This is a genomic window from Mycolicibacterium flavescens, assembly GCF_001722335.1.
In the GTDB taxonomy this organism is placed as follows: Bacteria; Actinomycetota; Actinomycetes; order Mycobacteriales; family Mycobacteriaceae; genus Mycobacterium; species Mycobacterium flavescens.
The window spans coordinates 52,190-70,994 of the sequence record NZ_MIHA01000011.1; the positions used below are offsets into that span (position 1 = coordinate 52,190).

The window sequence follows — 18,805 nt, forward strand, 5'->3', positions numbered from 1 at the left end:
ATCAGCCGCCGAGCGCCTCGCGCGGCGGCGCCGCGTACCCGTCGACGAACTCGACGATCAGGTCCGCGACCTGTTGCGGCGCTTCGTACATCGGGATGTGCCCGACCCCGTCGAGGTGGGTGACCCGGGTGTCCGAGGGCAGGTGGTCGGTGAAGTGGCGGGTGAACCGCGGATGCGGCAGCACCCGGTCCTTCTCGCAGATCACCAGGTGCGTGGGTGTCGCGGCCTCGGTGAGTTCGAGCAGGCCCGGCAGCAGCAGCGACTTGAGCAGCAGCTGGTAGTACGCCGGGCAGTGGGTGACGTCGTCGATGATGTCGTGCCAGTGCTCGTCGGTGAGCCGGTCGGCGCTGGCGCTGATCGGGACGTATCCGAGCTGGCGGACATACGGCAGCCGCAGCGAGCGCTGCCCGAGCAGCTTGGCGACAAGCCAGATCGGCAGGCCCGCAACGAATTTCGCGACGATCTCGAACTTGACCGGGCTGTAGTGGTGCCATCCGCCCGCCGGTGCGATCCCGGTCAGCGTGCGGGCGCGGCCGCGGCGCTCGAGTTCGAAGGCCACCCAGCCGCCGAGCGAGTTGCCGACGATGTGGGCGGTGTCCCAGCCGAGCGCGTCCATCCGGCGCTCCATGTCGTCGGCCAGTTCGGCGGTGTCCAGGAAGAACCGGCCCTTGACCCCGCCGTTGTGGCCGGGCAGCGTCGGCGCCAGCACCTCGTACCTACCGGTGTCAGCAATCAGTGGCGCGACCTGTTTCCACACGTTCTGCGACATCATGAACGGGTGCAGCAACAGCATCGGCTGTCCGGAGCCGAGGTGGATCGGGTCGCGCGGAGACGTTCCAGCCATGCTGCCCGACAGTAAGGTGATACCGCCGGTACCGTCAAGTGGGTCGGTATGGTCTGCCGCTGTGAGCTCGCTCGTCGTCAGCACCATCAACGTCAACGGGATCCGCGCCGCGGTCCGGCAGCGGTCCGCCGAGAACCTCGGGCTGCTGCCCTGGCTGGCCGACACCACCGCCGATGTGGTGTGCCTGCAGGAGACCAGGGCCGACGACGAACAGGTGGCCAAGGCGCTGGCCCCGGCCGTCGCCGAAGGCTGGCTGGTCGCGTCGGCCGAACCCCACGTCAAGGGCCGCAGCGGGGTGGCGGTGTTGTCGCGGCATCCGATCGAGGCGACCCGGCTGCTGGACTCCGAGGAGTTCGGTGAGCACGGCCGCTACCTGGAGGTCGACACCGCCGGGGTCACCGTCGCCAGCGTGTACGTCCCGACCGGCGAGGCCGACACCCCGTTCCAGTTGGAGAAGGAACGGTTCATGGCCGCACTGGCCGGGCGGATGGCGGTGCTGCGCGCCGGCGGCCGCGACGCCGTCGTCTGCGGGGACTGGAACATCGCGCACACCGAGAACGACATCAAGAACTGGAAGGGCAACATCAAGAAGTCCGGCTTCCTGCCCGCCGAACGGCAGTGGCTCACCGAGCTTCTCGCCTCCGGCTGGGTGGACGTCGTGCGCGAACTGCATCCCGACGTCGCGGGCCCGTACGCGTGGTGGTCGTGGCGCGGCCGGGCCTTCGACAACGACGCCGGCTGGCGCATCGACTACCAGTTGGCGACCGCCGGTCTGGCGCGGCGCGCGGTCAGCGCCCGGGTGGAGCGGGCGGCGGCCTATGCGCTGCGCTGGTCCGACCATGCACCGGTCACCGTGGAATACCGGTCGTGACATGATCGGTCGATCATGAGCAACGACCGCGCGGCCGCGCACGGAAGGACCGTGTTCTCCGGCGTCCAGCCCACTTCCGATTCCCTGCACCTCGGCAACGCGCTGGGCGCGATCAGCCAGTGGGTCGGTCTGCAGGACGACTACGAGACGTTCTTCTGCGTCGTCGACCTGCACGCGATCACGATCCCGCAGGACCCCGAACAGTTGCGGCGTCGCACGCTGGTCACCGCCGCGCAGTACCTGGCGCTGGGTATCGACCCGGGCCGGGCCACCATCTTCGTGCAGAGCCACGTGCCCCAGCACGCCGAACTGGCTTGGGTGCTGGGCTGTTTCACCGGTTTCGGCCAGGCGTCGCGGATGACGCAGTTCAAGGACAAGTCGCAGAAGGAGGGCGCCGAGGCCACCACGGTCGGGCTGTTCACCTACCCCGTGCTGATGGCCGCCGACGTGCTGCTCTACGACACCGACGTGGTGCCGGTCGGGGAGGACCAGCGCCAGCACCTGGAGTTGGCGCGCGACGTGGCCCAGCGGGTGAACTCGCGCTTCCCCGACACCTTCGTCGTGCCCGAGCCGATGATCCCCAAGGTCACCGCGAAGATCTACGACCTGCAGGACCCGACGGCGAAGATGAGCAAGTCCGCGGCCACCGAGGCCGGGCTGATCAGCCTGCTCGACGATCCGAAGGTGACGGCCAAGAAGATCCGCTCGGCGGTCACCGACAGCGAGCGCGAGGTGCGCTACGACCGCGACGCCAAACCCGGGGTGTCCAACCTGCTGAGCATCCAGTCGGCGGTCACCGGCACGCCGATCGACACGCTCGTCGAGGGTTACGCCGGGCGCGGGTACGGCGACCTGAAGTCCGACACCGCCGACGCCGTCGTCGAGTTCGTCACCCCGATCAAGACGCGGGTCGACGAACTGCTCGCCGACTCGGCCGAGTTGGAGTCGGTGCTGGCGATCGGCGCCGAACGCGCCCGCGACGTGTCTGCCGGCACGCTCAAGCGGGTATATGAGCGCATGGGCTTCCTGCCGCCGCGCAGCTGACCCTCGGGAGGCTTTGATGACGTCGGCCGAGCCGGACAAACCCGGGTTACTCGACCGCCTGCGGGCGCGCTACGGCTGGATCGACCACGTGATGCGCGCGCAGGGGCGCTACAACGACAGCAAGGGCGACTTCTACGCCGCGGGCATCACCTACTTCACGATCTTCGCGTTGTTCCCGCTGCTGATGGTCGGTTTCGCGGCGGCCGGTTTCGTGCTGGCCAGCCAGCCGGAGCTGCTCGCCGAACTGCAGGAGCGGATCCGGTCGGCGGTGTCCGGCGAGTCGGCCAGCCAGCTGGTCGAGCTGATGGACTCGGCGATAGAGTCGCGCACCTCGGTCGGCGTCATCGGGCTGGCGACCGCGGCGTGGGCCGGGCTGGGCTGGATGGCCAACCTGCGTGAGGCGCTGAGCCAGATGTGGGGTCTGCAGCGACGCGAGTCGCCGGGCTTCCTGCGCACCAAGCTGTCGGACCTGGCCGCGATCGTCGGGTTGTTCCTGGCGATCGCCGTGACCATCGCGCTGACCGTGGTGAGCAGCTCCGGGCTGGCCCGCAGCCTGGTGCAGTGGGTGGGCCTCGGCGATGTCCCGGGCATCAGCATCGTGTTGCGGGTGATCTCGCTGACGATGTCGGTGCTGGTGTCGTGGGTGCTGTTCACCTGGATAATCGCGCGCCTGCCCCGCGAGTCGATCAGCCTGCGTTCGGCGCTGCGGGCCGGGTTGCTCGCAGCGGTGGCGTTCGAGGTGTTCAAGCAGGTCGCGTCGATCTATCTGCGGTCGGTGGTGACCGGCCCGGCCGGGGCGACGTTCGGTCCGGTACTGGGCCTGATGGTGTTCGCCTACATCACCGCGCGGCTGATCCTGTTCGCCACGGCGTGGGCGGCGATGTCGACCGAGAACATGGAGGCCGCGCCGGTGTTGCCGCCGAACGCGGCGACGATCACCCCGCGCGTCGAGGTCCGCGAGGGACTCGGCGTCGCCGGCGCTCTGACCGCCGCGGCCGCCGGAGCCGTTGGCGCGCTGGGACTTTCGCGCCTGCGGCGCCGTTAGCTGATGACCTGGAGGCCGGCCACGCAGCCGATGATGCCCAGCATCAGCAGGACCTTGATCAGCGAGACGGCCTCCTCGCCGCTGGCCAACGAGTAGAACACGGTCAGCACCGCGCCGATGCCCACCCAGACCGCGTAGCCGGTGCCGACCGGCAGATCACGCAGCGCGATGCCGAGGCCACCCATCGAGATCACGGCGGCCAGCAGGAACACCACGATCGGGATCGGCCGGGTGAAACCCTCGGACTTGCTCAGCGCGACCGCCCAGACCGCTTCGAATGCTCCGGAGATGAAAAGGATCAGCCATGCCATCAGAGGCCTTCCTCGCTACCGTCTTGTCGCTGGCCGGGTACGGTGCGCCTCGTCCGGATCGCCGGGACGCCAGGCGATCGCCGTCCACGTTAACAAAGGCGTAACGTCGCGCTCTGTGCCCCTGTCCACACCCTGGTCGCGGCGGCTGGGTCTGTCCGCGCCGATCGTCAACGCGCCCATGGGAGGTGCGGCCGGCGGGATGCTGGCCGCGGCGGTGTCGCGGGCGGGTGGTCTCGGCATGATCGGGATGGGCAGTTCGGCCACGGCCGCGGCGCTGGAGGCCGAATTGGCGCACGTGGCCGGGCTCGAGCGGCCGTTCGGCATCGGTCTCGTGCACTGGGTCGCGGTGAACCAGCCCGACCTGTTCGAGCTCGCCCTGTCCGCCGGGCCCGCGCTGCTGTCGGTCAGCTTCGGCGACGACTGGTCGTGGGTGCGCCGCGCCCACGACGCCGGGGTGCCGGTCGCCGCGCAGGTGGGCGACCTCGCCGGGGCGCTGGCGGCGGCCGACGCGGGGGTGGACGTGGTGGTGGCGCGCGGCGCCGAGGGCGGCGGCCACGGTCAACCGCGGGTCGGCACGCTGCCGCTGCTGGCCGAGGTGCTCGACGAGGTCGATCTTCCGGTGCTGGCCGCCGGCGGTGTCGCGTCGGCGCGCGGGCTGGCCGCGGTGCTGGCCGCCGGGGCAGCGGGGGCGTGGGTGGGCACCGCGTTCGCCGTGTGCCCGGAGGCGACGACGGCCCCCGGGGCGCGCGCCGCGCTGCTGGCCGCCCCCGGCGACGCGACGACGACCACGCGCGCGTTCGACGTGGCCCTGCAGTACCCGTGGCCCGCAACGCTTCCCGAGCGGGTACTGCGCAACGAGTTCGTCGACCGGTTCGACGGCCGCGAGCAGACCATCGACGCCGACGCCCGCGCAGCGCTGTCCGGCGCGGTGGCCGCCGCCGACTACCGCATCGCCCCGGTCAACGCCGGGCAGGGCGTCGGGATGGTCCGCGAATCACGGTCGGCGGCAGAGGTTATCGACACCCTGTGCACCGGCGCCGCGCACCTGCTGCGGCGGTGGGCGCCCTAGGGGACCGCGCGCCGGTTCAGCGAGCGGGCACCCATGATCAACGCGAACACGATCACGCTGCCGATCACCGCGACCCCCACCCGCACCGGCATCGCGTCGGCGTCCGACAGGATCGGCGCGGCGTTGACGGCGGGGCTGGTGCCGTCGGTGGTCGGCTTCTGGCCCAACAGCGTCGGGTCCGGTTCGGTCAGCGTGCCGACCTTGGTGCCCGGCGGGGTGGCGAACCCGTAGTCGAGCAGCCGCGCGGCCTGCTCCCACGGCGCGATCGGCTGGCGGGTGCCCTTGAGCAGCACCGCGACCAGGCGGCGGCCGTCGCGTTCGGCGGCGCCGACGAACGTCTGGCCGGCGTCGTCGGTGTAACCGGTCTTGCCGCCCATCGCGCCGGGGTAGTTCAGCAGCAGCTTGTTGTCGTTCTCGATCGGGTAGCCGACGTCGCCGCGGCCCGGGAAGTCGAACGACCTGGTCGACACGATGTCGGTGAAGATCGGGTTCTGCCAGGCGTAGCGGTAGAACAGCGCCATGTCGTAGGCCGACGTGCTCATGCCGGGCCCGTCCAGCCCGGACGGCGTGGCGACGCGGGTGTCGAGGCCGCCGAGCTTGCGGGCCAGGTCGTTGAGTTTGGTCAGCGTCGCGTCCCAGCCGCCGAGCTGGCGGGCCAGCGCGAACGCGGCGTCGTTGCCCGAGTACATCAGCAGCCCGTGCAGCAGGTCGTTGACCGAGTAGTGGCCGCCCTCGCCGACGCCGACCTTGGTGCCCTCCTGCGCGGCGTCGTCGGCGGTGCCGGGTACGACCTTGTGGATCGGCAGCTCCTTGATCGCCTGCATCGCGGTGAGCACCTTGATGATGCTGGCCGGGCGGTGCCTGCCGTGCGGGTCCTTGGCCGCGATGACGTCGCCGCTGTCGAGGTCGGCGACCAGCCAGGCCTCGGCCGACACGTCACCGGGAACGGGCGGCGTGCCCGGCGCGGTGATCACCCCGCAGCCGCTGAGCGCGTCGCCGCCCATCGGCTTGGCGGGAACCGGCAGCGGCGCGGGCGGGGCCTCGCCGGGTTTGGGTTCCTCGGAGGCGTCGACCGCGGGCGGGGTCACTTCGCGGTACGGGCAGGCGGTGGCCTCGGGCGCGGCCGGCGGCTGAGCACTTGCCACCGCCGGTCCGGCCATCACGAACAACGCCGCCACCAGCGCGGCGCCCCGCCGGCACGACACTCGAATCTTCGCCATGGTGACCGAAGATTAGGCCTCCCGAGCGGGGTAGCCGCGGAGGCGCGCTGTTACGCGTGTGACTTGAGTTTCTTTTGTGACTTGCGGTCAGAGGGGCTCGGGGATCGCGCAGTGCGCGATCGCCGGGAAGCCGATGCTGCCCATCCAGAGCCGGCCGTGGGCCTCGACCAGTCCGGTCACCAGCCCGAACTGCGGGTGTCTGGTGCGGACGCCCGCGACGACGTCGCCGCTGTCCGGGTCGAACGCGACCGCCCACACCTCGGGTTCGAGTTGGGGCTGGAACCGGTCGGGCAGCTTCCACAGCAGCTTGCGCAGCACCGGCGCACGCGGGGCGAGCCACTCGGCGGCGGCGCTCGGCGGGGACACCATCGCACACCAGATGCGCCCGTCGGCGCCGGTCGACAGGTTGTCGGGCATCCCGGGCAGGTTCTCGCACAACCGCGTCACCGAACCCGCGCGCTCGCCGGTCAGCCAGTACTTCGACAGCCGGCGGCCCAGCGTCTCGGCGAACACCAGCGCCGAACCGTCGGCCGTCGGGGTGACGCCGTTCGCGAAGTACAGGCCGGCCACCACGGTCAGCACGGAGCCGTCGGCGTCGCGGCGGAACAGGCTGCCGCGCGGTCGCGCCTCGAACGCCGCGCCCTTGTAGTGGTCGTAGCTGAAGGCGCTCGTCGACTCGGTGAAATAGATTGTGCCGTCCGGTGATTGGGTGACATTCGAGCAGAACTTCAGCTGTCGGTCGTCGACCTCGGCGACGAGCGTCTCCAGCTGCCCGCTGTCGGGGTTGACGGCGAACAGCCCGCCGGGGCTGGTGCACACCAGGATCCGGCCGTCGTGGGCGACGTGCAATCCGAGCGGACGACCCTCGGTGGTGGCGACCACGTGCGCGTCACTGTCGGGGGAGAGGCGCACGATGCGCCCGTCGACCAGACCCGTCCAGAGCTGCCCGTTGGCGTCGACCACCACGTCCTCGGGGGCGTCGCCGGGCAGCGGCACGACGGTCAGCTCGGCCGGCGGCAGATCCGGCAGCGGGTCGACCGGGGGCGGCTGCCAGCGGACGGGATCGATCGGCGGTTTGGGCGTGCGTGTCGTGGTGGGCACGCCCCCAGTCTCACCCACACCGCAGTCGTGTGCCTAGAGCCGGCGGCAGGCCTCCTCGAGCACGCCGCGCATGATCTGGTAGATCGCGTCGAACTCCTTCTCGCCACTGATCAACGGAGGCGCGAGCTGCACGACCGGGTCGCCGCGGTCGTCGGCGCGGCAGTACAGCCCGGCCTCGAAGAGGGCGGGCGTGAGGAAGCCGCGCAGCAGCCGCTCGGACTCGTCGTCGTCGAAGGTCTCCTTGGTGGTCTTGTCCTTGACCAACTCGATGCCGTAGAAGTAGCCCTCGCCGCGCACGTCGCCGACGATCGGCAGATCGTAGAGCTGTTCGAGGGTGGCGCGGAACTTCGGCGCGTTCTCCTTGACGTGGTCGTTGAGGCCCTCGCGTTCGAAGATGTCGAGGTTGGCCAGCGCCACCGCCGACGACACCGGATGCCCGCCGAACGTGTAGCCGTGGGCGAACGTGGTCTTGCCGTCGTCGAACGGCTCGAACAGCCGGTCGCTGGCCACCATCGCGCCGATTGGCGAGTAACCGGACGTCAACCCCTTTGCGCAGGTGATGATGTCGGGCACGTAGTTGAAGTCGTCGCAGGCGAACATCGAGCCGATCCGGCCGTAGGCGCAGATCACCTCGTCGGAGACCAGCAGCACGTCGTACTCGTCGCAGATCTCGCGGACCCGCTCGAAATACCCTGGCGGAGGCGGGAAGCAGCCGCCGGCGTTCTGTACGGGTTCCAGGAAGACCGCGCACACCGTGTCCGGGCCCTCGAACTCGATGGCCTCGGCGATGCGGTTGGCGCAGTATTCGCCGAACGCCTTCTCGTCGTGCGCATACGGTTCGGGGGCGCGGTAGAAGTTCGTGTTGGGTACCCGGAAGCCGCCGGGAGTCAGCGGTTCGAACGGGGCCTTGAACACCGGAAGGCCGGTGATCGCCAGCGCGCCCTGCGGGGTGCCGTGGTAGGCGATCGCGCGCGAAACCACTTTGTGCTTACCGGGTTTGCCGGTCAGCTTGAAGTAGTTCTTGGCCAGCTTCCACGCCGACTCGACGGCCTCGCCGCCGCCGGTGGTGAAGAACACCCGGTTCAGATCACCCGGCGCGTAGTTCGCGACCCGTTCGGCCAGTTCGATGGCCGTCGGGGTGGCGTAGGACCACAGCGGGAAGAACGCCAGCTGCTCGGCCTGCTTGGCGGCCGCTTCGGCCAGTTCCTGCCGGCCGTGGCCGACCTGAACGACGAACAGCCCGGACAGGCCGTCGATGTAGCTCTTGCCCTTGCTGTCCCAGATCGTGACGCCCTCGCCGCGGGTGATGATCGGCGGCGTGATGCCGGCGCCGTGCCGGGCGAAGTGACCCCACAGGTGGCGGTTGGCTTTGGCTTCGAGGTCGGAGGTGAGACTGGGAGCGCTATCGGTAGTAGTCATCGTGTACCCCAATTGTATTGCTGTTTAACAAGTTTCAGGTAAACCAGGGTTTCTGTGGATATCACTCCCGGTAGTGCGCGGATCTGGGTGTTGAGCAGTTCGAGCAGGCTGTCGTCGTCCTCGCAGACGACCTCGACGATCGCGTCGAACGAACCCGCGGTGAGCACGACGTAGTCCACCGAGTCGAGTTCGGCCAACTTCTCGGCGACCTTGGTGGTGTCGCCGGTGCAGCGGATGCCGATCATGGCCTGGCGGGCGAAGCCCAGCTGCATCGGATCGGTCACGGCGACGATCTGCATGACCCCGGCGTCGACCATGCGCTGCACGCGCTGGCGGACGGCGGCCTCGGACAGGCCGACGGCCTTGCCGATTCCCGCATAGGAGCGGCGGCCGTCCTGCTGCAGCTTCTCGATGATCTGCTTGCTCAGGTCGTCCAGCTGAAATGCCGCGCCAGGTCGGGACTGGTTGACGCGGAATGACAGGGACCCGATGCTGTGCGCAGCACCCGGGGTAGGCGGCATGTCGATGATTGTGCACGGAATCCGTCGTCACAGGCAACTATCGCCATGAAATCCCTCGTTTGGCGGGGCTCTGGCAGCGGTAATGCGTAGCTGTAGCGGGCGATGTCCGTTAAGTTTGGGCCATGACTGCGACATCTGTGTCCACCAGCGTGGCAGGCAGCTGGATCGGCGGCGCGCCGGTGACCACCGCCGGGGCGGCTTTGAAGGTCGTCAACCCCGCGACCGGTGCGGCGGTGGCCGACTACGCGGCGGCCACACCGGCCGACGTCGACGTCGCGGTGACGGCGGCTCGCGGCGCGCTGCCCGAGTGGTCGGGCGCCACGCCGGCCGAGCGCTCGGCGGTGCTGTTCAAGCTGGCGCAGCTGGCCGGTGCGAGCACCGACGCCCTGGTCGCCGAGGAGGTCAGTCAGACCGGTAAGCCGGTGCGGCTGGCCGCCGAGTTCGACGTGCCCGGCAGCGTCGACAACATCGACTTCTTCGCCGGCGCCGCCCGTCACCTGGAGGGCAAGGCCAGCGCCGAGTACTCCGGCGATCACACGTCGAGCATCCGTCGCGAGGCCGTCGGCGTGGTCGCGACGATCACGCCGTGGAACTATCCGCTGCAGATGGCGGTGTGGAAAGTGTTGCCCGCGTTGGCCGCCGGCTGTTCGGTGGTGATCAAGCCGTGTGAGCTCACGCCGTTGACGACGCTGACGCTGGCACGGCTGGCCAAGGAGGCGGGTCTGCCCGACGGTGTGCTCAACGTGGTCACCGGGCTGGGGGCCGACGTCGGCACGGCGCTGGCCGGGCACCGCGACGTCGACGTGGTGACGTTCACCGGTTCCACACCCGTGGGCCGCAAGGTGATGGCCGCCGCGGCGGTGCACGGTCACCGCGTGCAACTCGAACTCGGCGGCAAGGCGCCGTTCGTGGTGTTCGACGACGCCGACCTGGACGCCGCGATCCAGGGTGCGGCCGCCGGTGCGCTGATCAACACCGGCCAGGACTGCACGGCGGCCACCCGCGCGATCGTCGCCCGCGAGCTCTACGACGACTTCGTCGCCGGCGTCGGCGAGGTGTTCGGCAAGGTCGTCGTCGGCGATCCGGACGACCCGGAAACCGACCTGGGCCCGTTGATCTCGATGGCGCACCGGGCCAAGGTGGCCGGGATGGTCGAGCGGGCGCCGGGGCAGGGCGCGCGGATCGTGTGCGGCGGCGCGGCGCCCGACCGGCCGGGGTCGTTCTATCTGCCGACGGTCATCGCCGACGTGGCCGAACAGTCGGAGGTCTACCGCGACGAGATATTCGGCCCGGTGCTGACCGTGCGCTCGTTCACCGACGACGACGACGCGCTGCGGCAGGCCAACGACACCGACTACGGGTTGGCCGCCTCGGCGTGGACCCGCGATGTGTACCGCGCGCAGCGGGCGTCGCGTGAGATCAAGGCCGGCTGCGTGTGGATCAACGACCACATCCCGATCATCAGCGAGATGCCGCACGGCGGGGTCGGCGCGTCGGGGTTCGGCAAGGACATGAGCGACTACTCGCTCGAGGAGTACCTGACCGTCAAGCACGTGATGAGCGACATCACCGGGGTGGCCGACAAGCAGTGGCACCGGACGGTGTTCGCGAAGCGGTAGCTGTCTCTTGTGCCGAGTGTGGGCTCGTGTCACGCCAAACGCGCGAATGGCGTGCGGGTAACCCACGTTCGCGCCTGTGATGGTTTGGTGGTCGGGGCGGGAACTAGACTGAGGCGATGGTCGCCAGCGCGCGTGTCGACGAGTTCGAGGAGCTGCGCCCGCATCTGATGTCGGTGGCTTACCGGCTGACCGGGACGGTGGCCGACGCCGAGGACATCGTGCAGGACGCGTGGCTGCGGTGGAGCGCGGCCGAACATGATTCGATCGTCGATCTGCGCGCCTGGCTGACGACGGTGGTCAGCCGGCTCGGCCTGGACCGGCTGCGCTCGGCCGCGCGCCGGCGCGAAACCTATGTGGGCGAATGGCTTCCGGAGCCCGTCGTGACCCCGGTGGACGCCGATGACCCGCTCGCGGCGGTGGTGGCCGGTGAGGACGCCCGGTTCGCGGCGATGGTGGTGCTCGAGACGCTCACCCCCGACCAGCGGGTGGCATTCGTTCTGCACGACGGGTTCTCGGTCCCGTTCTCCGAGGTCGCCGATGTGTTGGGCGTCAGCGCGGCCTCGGCGCGGCAGCTGGCGTCGCGGGCACGGCGGGCGGTGGCGTCGGCGCCGCCTCCGGTGCCCGACGATGTCCACAACGAGGTGGCCGGTGCGCTGATGATGGCGCTGGCCGCAGGAGACATGGAAGCCGTTGTGCGCCTGCTGCATCCGGACGTCACATTCACCGGCGACTCGAACCGGAAGGCGCCGACCGCCCCGCGCGTGATCCACGGACCGGAGAAGGTGGCCCGGTTTTTGTTCGGCCTGGCCCGCCGCTACGGGCCGGGTTGGCTGGAAGCCGGGGTGCCGGCGCTCATCAACGGTCAGTTCGGCAGCTGGACGCCGGGAACGCCCGCCCGCGAAAGCTATCCGGAGATGATGCCCCGGGTGACGGCGATGGCCGTGCGCGACGGCAAGGTCTGCGCGATCTGGGACATCGCCAACCCGGACAAGTTCACCGGCTCGCCGCTGCGCTGCCTGGCGCAGCGGTAGCGCCGTCGGCGGCATCGCGCATCTGGGCGAGCAGCCTTGCCCCGACCTGAGCGGCCAGCGCCAGCGCCACCTGATCGGCGGACGGCAGCGGCGCGATGAGTTCGGCGATGCGTTGCCGACGGATTCCCGCGCGGATGTCCCATTGTTTACGCCCCGCCTCGCTGATCGCCACCAGCCGGGCGCGGCCGTCCCTCGGATCACTGCAGCGTTCCAGCAGTCCCTGCTGCTCCAACCGCTGAACCAGCTGCGTCATGCCCGATTGGCTCGCCCCCTCGGCTTCGGCCAGTGCCGTCAGCCGCATCGGACCCTGACGATCGAGCCGGTTGAGCACAAGGGTCGCGCTGGCGCTCAAGTCGGCACGGTCGACGAGGTGGCGCCAGAGCAGGTCCGCGCTCGTCACGATCATCTCCGAAATAGCTTCCACATCGCGGGGGTCGACCACTACGCTCACCGGCCATTCATATCACCTATGGGATGCATACCGCCGATGCGGAGATATCGACCCAGCGACAGTTGACGCATGTCAATCTCAAATAGCGGTCAATGCGGGAATAATCCCGCGGCGAGCGGCAGTTCAGACACTGCGAGGCAATCGATCCGCGCAGCATCGAATCACATAGGTGATATACATATGACTCCCGTGGCCGGGAAACCACCCGCGAGAACCGTCGTGCCCACAGCGCTGCGAAAAGGCTGGCTGCCGGCCGTCACCGTCATCGTATTGGCCGTCGGGTCCGTGGCGGTGTGGAAGGTGCACGAGATGTCGGCACCAGGACCGGTGCCGTCGGTGCTGCCCGCACAGGCGCCGGAACAGTTCACGCCGAAAACCATGACGTACGAGTTGTTCGGGTCACCCGGCGACGGCGGGATGCTGACCTACATCGACCTCGACGGCAACCCGCATCGTGTCGACATCAGTGAACTTCCCTGGTCGCACACCGAGACCACGACACTGACCGTGGTGTCCGGCAGCATCTCCGCCCAGGTCCAGGGCGGCGAGGTCGGCTGTCGGATTCTCGTGAACGACGTTGTCCGCGACGAGCGTTCGTCGACGCACGCCAACGCCGACGTCACGTGCCGAGTCAAGTCCGCATGAGCTCGCACCGCGCAGGCAGGCCGTTCGTCGCGCGTGCCGTCCGCGTGCTGGCGGTGCCGATCGTGGTGTTCTGGGCCCTGCTCGCGGTCGCGACCAACACCTTCATCCCGCAGGTCGAGCGTGTCGCCGACGAACTCGCCGGCCCGATGATCCCGACTTACGCCCCATCCCAGGTCGCACTGCTGCATATCGGGGAAAAGTTCCAGGAGTCCGATTCGACCAATCTGACCATGCTGGTCCTCGAGGCCGACCGTCCACTCGACGAGGGCGACCACCGGTATTACGACGATCTGATCCGCCGATTGCAGGCCGACACCGAGCATGTGCAGTACGTGATGAACCTGTGGGGTGAGCCCATCACGGCTGCCGGCGCCCAAAGTGTCGACGGCAAAGCCTCATTCGTGCTCCTGCGTCTCGCGGGCAACATCGGTCAGCTCGAGGCCAACGAGTCCGTCGACGCGGCCCGCGACATTGTCGCCGCCACCGCGCCGCCTCCAGGCCTGAGCGTCTACGTCAGCGGGGCAGCGCCACTGACCTCGGACACGCTCTCGGTCGCGAACTCCAGCCTCAACAACATCACGATCTTCACGATCATCCTCATCGTCGTGATGTTGCTGCTGGTCTACCGGTCGGTATCGTGCCTGTTGGTTCCGCTACCGGCGGTGCTCATCGAGATGCTCGTCGCCAAGGGCGTCATCGCGACCCTCGGGCACTTCGGCTTCGTCCCGCTGTCGTCATTCGCGGTGAACGTGGTGGTCGCGCTGACCTTAGGCGCCGGAACGGATTACGGCATCTTCCTGCTCGGCCGTTACCACGAGGCGCGCCAGGCCGGCGAATCCCGCGAGGACGCGTACTTCACCGCCTACCGCAGCGTGGCCCCGATCATCATCGGATCGGGGCTCACCATCGCGGGCGCCTGCTTCTGTCTGAGCTTTGCGCGTCTGGACTACTTCCACACCATGGGCCCGGCCGTGGCCATCAGCATGCTGTTCACCATCGCGGCGGCGTTGACGCTTGCCCCCGCCCTGCTCACCCTGGGCAGCCTGCTGGCACTGTTCGACCCGACCCGCCCGAATAGTGGACGGCTGTATCGGCGCATCGCCACGAGCGTGGTGCGCTGGCCGAAACCCGTCTTCGTCGCGAGCACGGCGATCGTCATGGCGGGTGCAGTGTTCGTCCCGACGTACCGGGTCAACTACGACGACCGCGCATACCAACCCGACGATGCGTCTGCCAATCTCGGTTTCCAGGCCGCCGACCGGCATTTCAGCCAGAGCAAGCTGTTCTCCGAGATGCTGATGATCGAATCCGACCACGACATGCGCAACTCGGCGGACTTCATCTCGCTGGACCGCGCGGCCAAGGCCCTGATCGAGTTGCCCGGCGTCGCCATGGTGCAGGGCATCACCAGACCGCTGGGCCGGCCCCTGGAGCACGCGACCATTCCCTATCTGTTCACCACCCTGGGCAGCAACAGCGGCCAGCAGTTGCCGTTCTCCGAGCAGCAGAACGAGAACACCGACAAACAAGCCGAGATCCAGGCCCGGTCGGTCGAGGTGCTGCAGGAGGTGATCACGATCACCCAGCAGATGTCGGCCGAACTGCACGCGACCACTGTGACGATCGAGAACCTCAAGCAGGTGACGGACGACGTGAACGAGGGGATCTCCAACCTCGATGATTTCCTTCGTCCGCTCAAGAACTACTTCTACTGGGAGCCGCACTGTTTCAACATTCCAGTGTGCTTCGCCATGCGTTCGTTGTTCGACTCACTCGACGGCATCGACAGACTCGATGAGCAGATCGGCAATGCCGTCGTCTCGTTCGAAGCCATCGATCGCCTGCTGCCACAGATGATTTCGCAGTTGGAGCGGATGATCGCCGACAGCCAGGCCCTGCTGGGCGTCATCACCAACAACTACGGTCCCGCGCATCTGCAATCCACCCAGACCGATCAGACCTACTACGACCAGATCAATGTCGGCAACGACTTCGACGCGGCGCGCAGCGACGACTTCTTCTACATTCCGCACGAGGCGTTCGACAACGACGATGTCAAGACGGGAATGACGCTGCTGATGTCACCGGACGGCAAGGCCGCCCGCTTCATCATCACCCACGAGGGCAACGCCATGGCTCCGGAAGGCATCGAGCACGTCGAGCAGTTCCCCGACGCGATCAAGAAGGCGCTCAAGGAGACCTCGCTGGCCGGCGCCAAGATCTACATCGGCGGCGCGGCGTCGAACAACCTGGACATCAAGACCTATGCCGCATCGGATTTGCTCATCGTGGCGATCGCGGCGTTCGTGTTGATCTTCCTGATCATGTTGTATCTGACCCGAAGCCTGGTGGCTGCCTTGGTCATCCCCGGTACCGTCGCGTTCTCCTTCGCCGGCGCGTTCGGCCTGTCAGTGTTGTTGTGGCAGCACCTGATCGGGCTGCCGTTGCACTGGTTGATATTGCCGTTGAGCTTCATCATCCTCGTCGCCGTCGGGTCCGACTACAACCTGCTGTTGATCTCCCGCGTGAAGGAGGAGACCGGAGCCGGGCTCAACACCGGCCTGATCCGCGCGTTGGGAAGTACGGGCGCCGTGGTGACCTCGGCCGGTCTGGTGTTCGCATTCACCATGCTGTCGATGCTCGTGAGCGATCTGCGCACGATCGGCCAGTTGGGCACGACGGTGTGTATCGGCCTGCTCCTCGACACCATGGTCGTCCGTTCGCTGGTGGTGCCGTGTCTGCTGCGCCTGCTCGGCTCCTGGTTCTGGTGGCCCACCTTCATCCCGCAGCGCCCGCGCAGGCGGGCATGACATGGCAGGGGATCACATGACACCGCTGTACGGCATCCTCGCGATCGTCTCGTTCTCCCTGATCTGGGTGGCCGCCGCCGCGGCGTTCGCCTTCACCACTCGGGTCCGGCGGCGCGCACACGTCACCGCGACGCTCGGGATCGGTGTCGCGACCGCCGCGGTGCGGAGGGTGGGCAAGCGCGCACCGATGACCGCCGACGAGCTCCATCTGGCCCGTCAGGTTCTCAACGACCGCGGCAGTCTTCTGGCACTCGCGATTCCGGCCACGCTGTTCTTCCTCGGCTGCTTCTATGTGTTCGGCAGTCTCGAGGAACTGCACGGGCGGACGCCGTCCGAACGCACGTTCCTCGGCGTGTTCCCGATGATCACCGCGACCAACATGGGCCTGCAGGTCCTGCGCAGCGCGCGGCTCAAGCGGCGGGCCCGCGGCATGGAACCCACGGACCCGCCGGACGACCTAGCCGATGGTGGCGCAACCGGCGTCAGCTCGGCTCGGCAGTAGCCCACGGAACCCGGCACGCGTCACCGGAACTGAAGCCCTGCTCGGTGATTCCCAGCGCCGAATACATCCGCGCGCGCATGTTCTCGATACCGATCTGGTAGCTCAGCTCGATGACACCGTCGTCGCCGAAACGGCGCTTGAGGTCGTCGACCTGTTCGTCGGTGATGTTGTGCGGATCGGTGGTCATCGCGTCGGCGAACCTGATCGCGGCGCGCTCGTCGTCGGAGAACAACGGTGAGCTCGCGTAGTCGTCGATGTGCTTGAGCCGGTCGACGTCGAGGCCGTCGAGGCGCTGCAGCATCGAACCGAAGTCCACGCACCAGGAGCAACCGACCGTGCGCGCGGTCCAGAACACCGCGATCTCGAGGACATTCTTGGGCAGCTTCTTCGACGCCGACTGCAGCATGCCCTCGTGCACGACGTTGGCGAGCATCAGCCGCGGATGGTGTGCGGCCACCGCGAAGGGTTCGGGCACCTCGCCGAACCGGCGCCGGGCGACGCGGTAGAGCACCTTGGTCAGCAGCGAGGCGCGCTGCGGGGGCAGGGGATCGATGCGGGTCTTCTGGGTAGCGGTCATACCTGTCAGACGAGACAGCCTCGCGATGTGTGACAGCGCTCGGACTGAGGACGCGGGGACATCCGCAGACTCCTCGAACCAATGTTTGCCACGCCGCGGAGAAAATTTGCGTATTTGCATTCGCAAGCACATTATTAACGCTATCGTCAGTGTCTGACTGAGGGGTGGGAGGCAGTGTGTCGGCAGCGGGGGTTTTTATCGATCACAACTCGAATTCGTTGGATGAACGCGCGATTGATGCGGGATGCAACCGTGAGAACGGGTCCGGCCAACGATTCACGCACGGTGCCGTCAGGCGCCCCGGGCGCCGAACAGGGACCATCTTCCCGCCGCCGCCGCGCGCAACGGCTGCACGCCCTGATGTAGCCGACGAGTTTGCGGTGTGCGGCGTGACGTCCGATCGGGGGGACCCGCCCTGTGGGCCGGATCGGAGGCGGATGTAGCCAGAGCCTCGCGACCGACACATCGCCATTGATCCATCAGCTACCAGAAAGACAAGGAAGAAATGCACGTACTTTCACGACCGAAGCTCGCCACCGGGATCGCGCTGGCCGGCGCCGCCGCGATCGCCATGTCCCCGGTGACGGTTTCGCAGCCCGACATCGCCGAACGGGTCACCGCCGCCGCCCCGGCGGTCCAGCTCACCGCGATCGACAACCCGTTCCCGCTGTGGGAGGCGATCACCCAGCAGGCACTCGGGAGCCTGCAGGCGCTCGTCGAGGACTACCTGTCCAACCCGGCGCCGATTCTCACCCAGATCGCGAACAACCAGACCCGCAGCATCTCCGAGTTGGCGGGGCTGGGCACGACGTATGTGGCCTCGCTCGGCACCGCGGCCTGGAACCTGCCCGCCGACGCCCTCGAGCTGCTCGCGGATCTGCAGGCCGGCAACGTCAACGCGGCCCTGGACAAGCTGGTCGCCACGGTGCGGTACCCGGCCGAGCTGACGGCGTGGCTGGCCCGCGAGGCCTTCCCGATCCTGGTGCGCCCGATCGACCGCGCGATCGGGCTGTTCGCGGCGCTGCCCGCGGTGATCAGCCCGATGGTGGATGCGATCATGACCGCAGCCAGCACCTACATCATGTCGGTCGCCGGCACCGTCGACGACGTCTGGCAGGGCATGAAGGCGCTCGACTTCGACCGCACGGTCAACGCGCTGCTGACCGGTCTGGCCGTGATCCCCGCGACCGCGCTGGGTCTGGCGGCCGCCCCGCTGCAGGGGTGGATCGGAGCCAGCCGGATGATCGCCAAGGTGCTGGCCGACATCGATCCGCCGCCGGGGCTGCCGACCGGCGCTCCGGCCGGACTGCCCGATCCCGGTGCGTCGTCGCTGATGCTCGACGTGGAGCCCGAGGACGTCGAGCCCGACGTCACCGTGCAGCGCAGCGCGCCGGACACCGACGTGCAGACCGTCTCGACCACGGTCGAATCGGAGGTCGAGTCGGACGTCGAAAAGGTCGATGCAGCAGTCGATTCCGAGGGCGACGACGAGGAGCCCGCCGAGCGCGAGAAGGTGCGCACCGGGCTGGCGTTCAAGCCGGGCAGCGCGAGTCCGGTGAACGACGGTGAAGCCGTCGACTCCGACGACGACGCCGCGGTCGATGACACCACGACCGTCGACACGGTGGCCGACGACACTGCGGCTGACGACACTGCGGGCGGCGACGAGTCGGGCGGCGACGCTGCGGGTGGTGACGAGTCGGGCGACGACTGACACCACGCGAT

18 protein-coding genes and 1 riboswitch are annotated in these 18,805 nt (G+C 68.4%); of the genes, 10 read left to right on the forward strand and 8 right to left on the reverse strand.

The window, feature by feature from the left end:
- Nucleotide 1 precedes the first annotated feature (1 nt).
- Complete coding sequence (locus BHQ18_RS15965) at nucleotides 2–844, reverse strand: epoxide hydrolase EphH (RefSeq protein WP_205866121.1); 843 nt, start codon at nucleotides 842–844, stop codon at nucleotides 2–4.
- Here BHQ18_RS15965 and BHQ18_RS15970 point away from each other — a divergent pair.
- Genes BHQ18_RS15970 through yhjD form a run of 3 tightly spaced genes read left to right on the forward strand, consistent with a single transcriptional unit; the run spans nucleotide 843 to nucleotide 3,804 of the window.
- Entirely contained in the window at nucleotides 843–1,715 is an 873-nt protein-coding gene (locus tag BHQ18_RS15970) for an exodeoxyribonuclease III (RefSeq protein ID WP_084294112.1), read from the forward strand. The two genes, BHQ18_RS15965 and BHQ18_RS15970, sit on opposite strands and share 2 nt — an antisense overlap.
- A 15-nt stretch (nucleotides 1,716–1,730) precedes the next feature.
- Complete coding sequence (gene trpS / locus BHQ18_RS15975) at nucleotides 1,731–2,759, forward strand: tryptophan--tRNA ligase (protein ID WP_069414611.1); 1,029 nt, start codon at nucleotides 1,731–1,733, stop codon at nucleotides 2,757–2,759.
- A gap of 16 nt (nucleotides 2,760–2,775) precedes the next feature.
- Nucleotides 2,776–3,804, forward strand: coding sequence for an inner membrane protein YhjD (gene yhjD / locus BHQ18_RS15980; protein WP_069414612.1), 1,029 nt, complete (start codon nucleotides 2,776–2,778; stop codon nucleotides 3,802–3,804).
- Here the strand turns inward: yhjD and BHQ18_RS15985 are convergent.
- Entirely contained in the window at nucleotides 3,801–4,115 is a 315-nt protein-coding gene (locus tag BHQ18_RS15985) for a DMT family transporter (protein WP_069414613.1), read from the reverse strand. The genes yhjD and BHQ18_RS15985 overlap by 4 nt on opposite strands.
- Nucleotides 4,116–4,126: 11 nt before the next feature.
- A riboswitch (guanidine-III (ykkC-III) riboswitch) is annotated at nucleotides 4,127–4,195 on the reverse strand.
- 35 nt (nucleotides 4,196–4,230) lie between these two features.
- On the opposite strand from BHQ18_RS15985, the gene BHQ18_RS15990 reads away from it, so the two are divergent.
- A complete protein-coding gene (locus BHQ18_RS15990) occupies nucleotides 4,231–5,184 on the forward strand; it encodes an NAD(P)H-dependent flavin oxidoreductase (protein WP_069414614.1) in 954 nt (317 codons plus the stop codon).
- On the opposite strand, the gene BHQ18_RS15995 is transcribed toward BHQ18_RS15990, so the two are convergent.
- From BHQ18_RS15995 to BHQ18_RS16010, 4 genes are all read right to left on the reverse strand, one after another.
- Nucleotides 5,181–6,404, reverse strand: coding sequence for a D-alanyl-D-alanine carboxypeptidase family protein (locus tag BHQ18_RS15995; RefSeq protein ID WP_069414615.1), 1,224 nt, complete (start codon nucleotides 6,402–6,404; stop codon nucleotides 5,181–5,183). The genes BHQ18_RS15990 and BHQ18_RS15995 overlap by 4 nt on opposite strands.
- 87 nt (nucleotides 6,405–6,491) lie before the next feature.
- Nucleotides 6,492–7,505, reverse strand: a complete 1,014-nt coding sequence (locus BHQ18_RS16000) for an SMP-30/gluconolactonase/LRE family protein (RefSeq protein WP_069414616.1) — start codon at nucleotides 7,503–7,505, stop codon at nucleotides 6,492–6,494.
- 33 nt (nucleotides 7,506–7,538) lie between these two features.
- Nucleotides 7,539–8,924: an aspartate aminotransferase family protein gene (locus BHQ18_RS16005; protein WP_069414617.1), complete on the reverse strand. Its 1,386-nt coding sequence runs from the start codon at nucleotides 8,922–8,924 to the stop codon at nucleotides 7,539–7,541.
- The gene (locus BHQ18_RS16010) at nucleotides 8,921–9,445 is read right to left on the reverse strand and encodes an Lrp/AsnC family transcriptional regulator (protein ID WP_069414618.1); all 525 of its coding nucleotides are present in this window, start codon (nucleotides 9,443–9,445) and stop codon (nucleotides 8,921–8,923) included. Before BHQ18_RS16010 ends, BHQ18_RS16005 begins: the two co-directional genes overlap by 4 nt.
- A gap of 122 nt (nucleotides 9,446–9,567) precedes the next feature.
- Between BHQ18_RS16010 and BHQ18_RS16015 the strand changes: the two genes are divergently transcribed.
- Both BHQ18_RS16015 and BHQ18_RS16020 read left to right on the forward strand, forming a co-directional pair.
- Nucleotides 9,568–11,064 (forward strand): gamma-aminobutyraldehyde dehydrogenase, encoded by a 1,497-nt coding sequence (locus BHQ18_RS16015; RefSeq protein ID WP_069414619.1) that lies wholly within the window; start codon nucleotides 9,568–9,570, stop codon nucleotides 11,062–11,064.
- Between the two features lie 116 nt (nucleotides 11,065–11,180).
- Nucleotides 11,181–12,095, forward strand: coding sequence for a sigma-70 family RNA polymerase sigma factor (locus tag BHQ18_RS16020; protein ID WP_069414620.1), 915 nt, complete (start codon nucleotides 11,181–11,183; stop codon nucleotides 12,093–12,095).
- On the opposite strand, the gene BHQ18_RS16025 is transcribed toward BHQ18_RS16020, so the two are convergent.
- A complete protein-coding gene (locus BHQ18_RS16025) occupies nucleotides 12,058–12,546 on the reverse strand; it encodes a MarR family winged helix-turn-helix transcriptional regulator (RefSeq protein WP_069414621.1) in 489 nt (162 codons plus the stop codon). The two genes, BHQ18_RS16020 and BHQ18_RS16025, sit on opposite strands and share 38 nt — an antisense overlap.
- A gap of 180 nt (nucleotides 12,547–12,726) precedes the next feature.
- Between BHQ18_RS16025 and BHQ18_RS16030 the strand changes: the two genes are divergently transcribed.
- Genes BHQ18_RS16030 through BHQ18_RS16040 form a run of 3 tightly spaced genes read left to right on the forward strand, consistent with a single transcriptional unit; the run spans nucleotide 12,727 to nucleotide 16,503 of the window.
- Complete coding sequence (locus BHQ18_RS16030; protein ID WP_069414622.1) at nucleotides 12,727–13,191, forward strand: MmpS family transport accessory protein; 465 nt, start codon at nucleotides 12,727–12,729, stop codon at nucleotides 13,189–13,191.
- Nucleotides 13,188–16,001, forward strand: coding sequence for an MMPL/RND family transporter (locus BHQ18_RS16035; protein WP_205866122.1), 2,814 nt, complete (start codon nucleotides 13,188–13,190; stop codon nucleotides 15,999–16,001). The genes BHQ18_RS16030 and BHQ18_RS16035 overlap by 4 nt, the downstream gene beginning before the upstream one ends.
- A gap of 16 nt (nucleotides 16,002–16,017) precedes the next feature.
- Entirely contained in the window at nucleotides 16,018–16,503 is a 486-nt protein-coding gene (locus BHQ18_RS16040) for a hypothetical protein (RefSeq protein WP_069414624.1), read from the forward strand.
- On the opposite strand, the gene BHQ18_RS16045 is transcribed toward BHQ18_RS16040, so the two are convergent.
- Nucleotides 16,484–17,080, reverse strand: coding sequence for a carboxymuconolactone decarboxylase family protein (locus BHQ18_RS16045; RefSeq protein WP_069414625.1), 597 nt, complete (start codon nucleotides 17,078–17,080; stop codon nucleotides 16,484–16,486). The genes BHQ18_RS16040 and BHQ18_RS16045 overlap by 20 nt on opposite strands.
- A 505-nt stretch (nucleotides 17,081–17,585) precedes the next feature.
- On the opposite strand from BHQ18_RS16045, the gene BHQ18_RS16050 reads away from it, so the two are divergent.
- Complete coding sequence (locus BHQ18_RS16050) at nucleotides 17,586–18,794, forward strand: hypothetical protein (protein WP_069414626.1); 1,209 nt, start codon at nucleotides 17,586–17,588, stop codon at nucleotides 18,792–18,794.
- The last annotated feature ends 11 nt before the right edge of the window (nucleotides 18,795–18,805 follow it).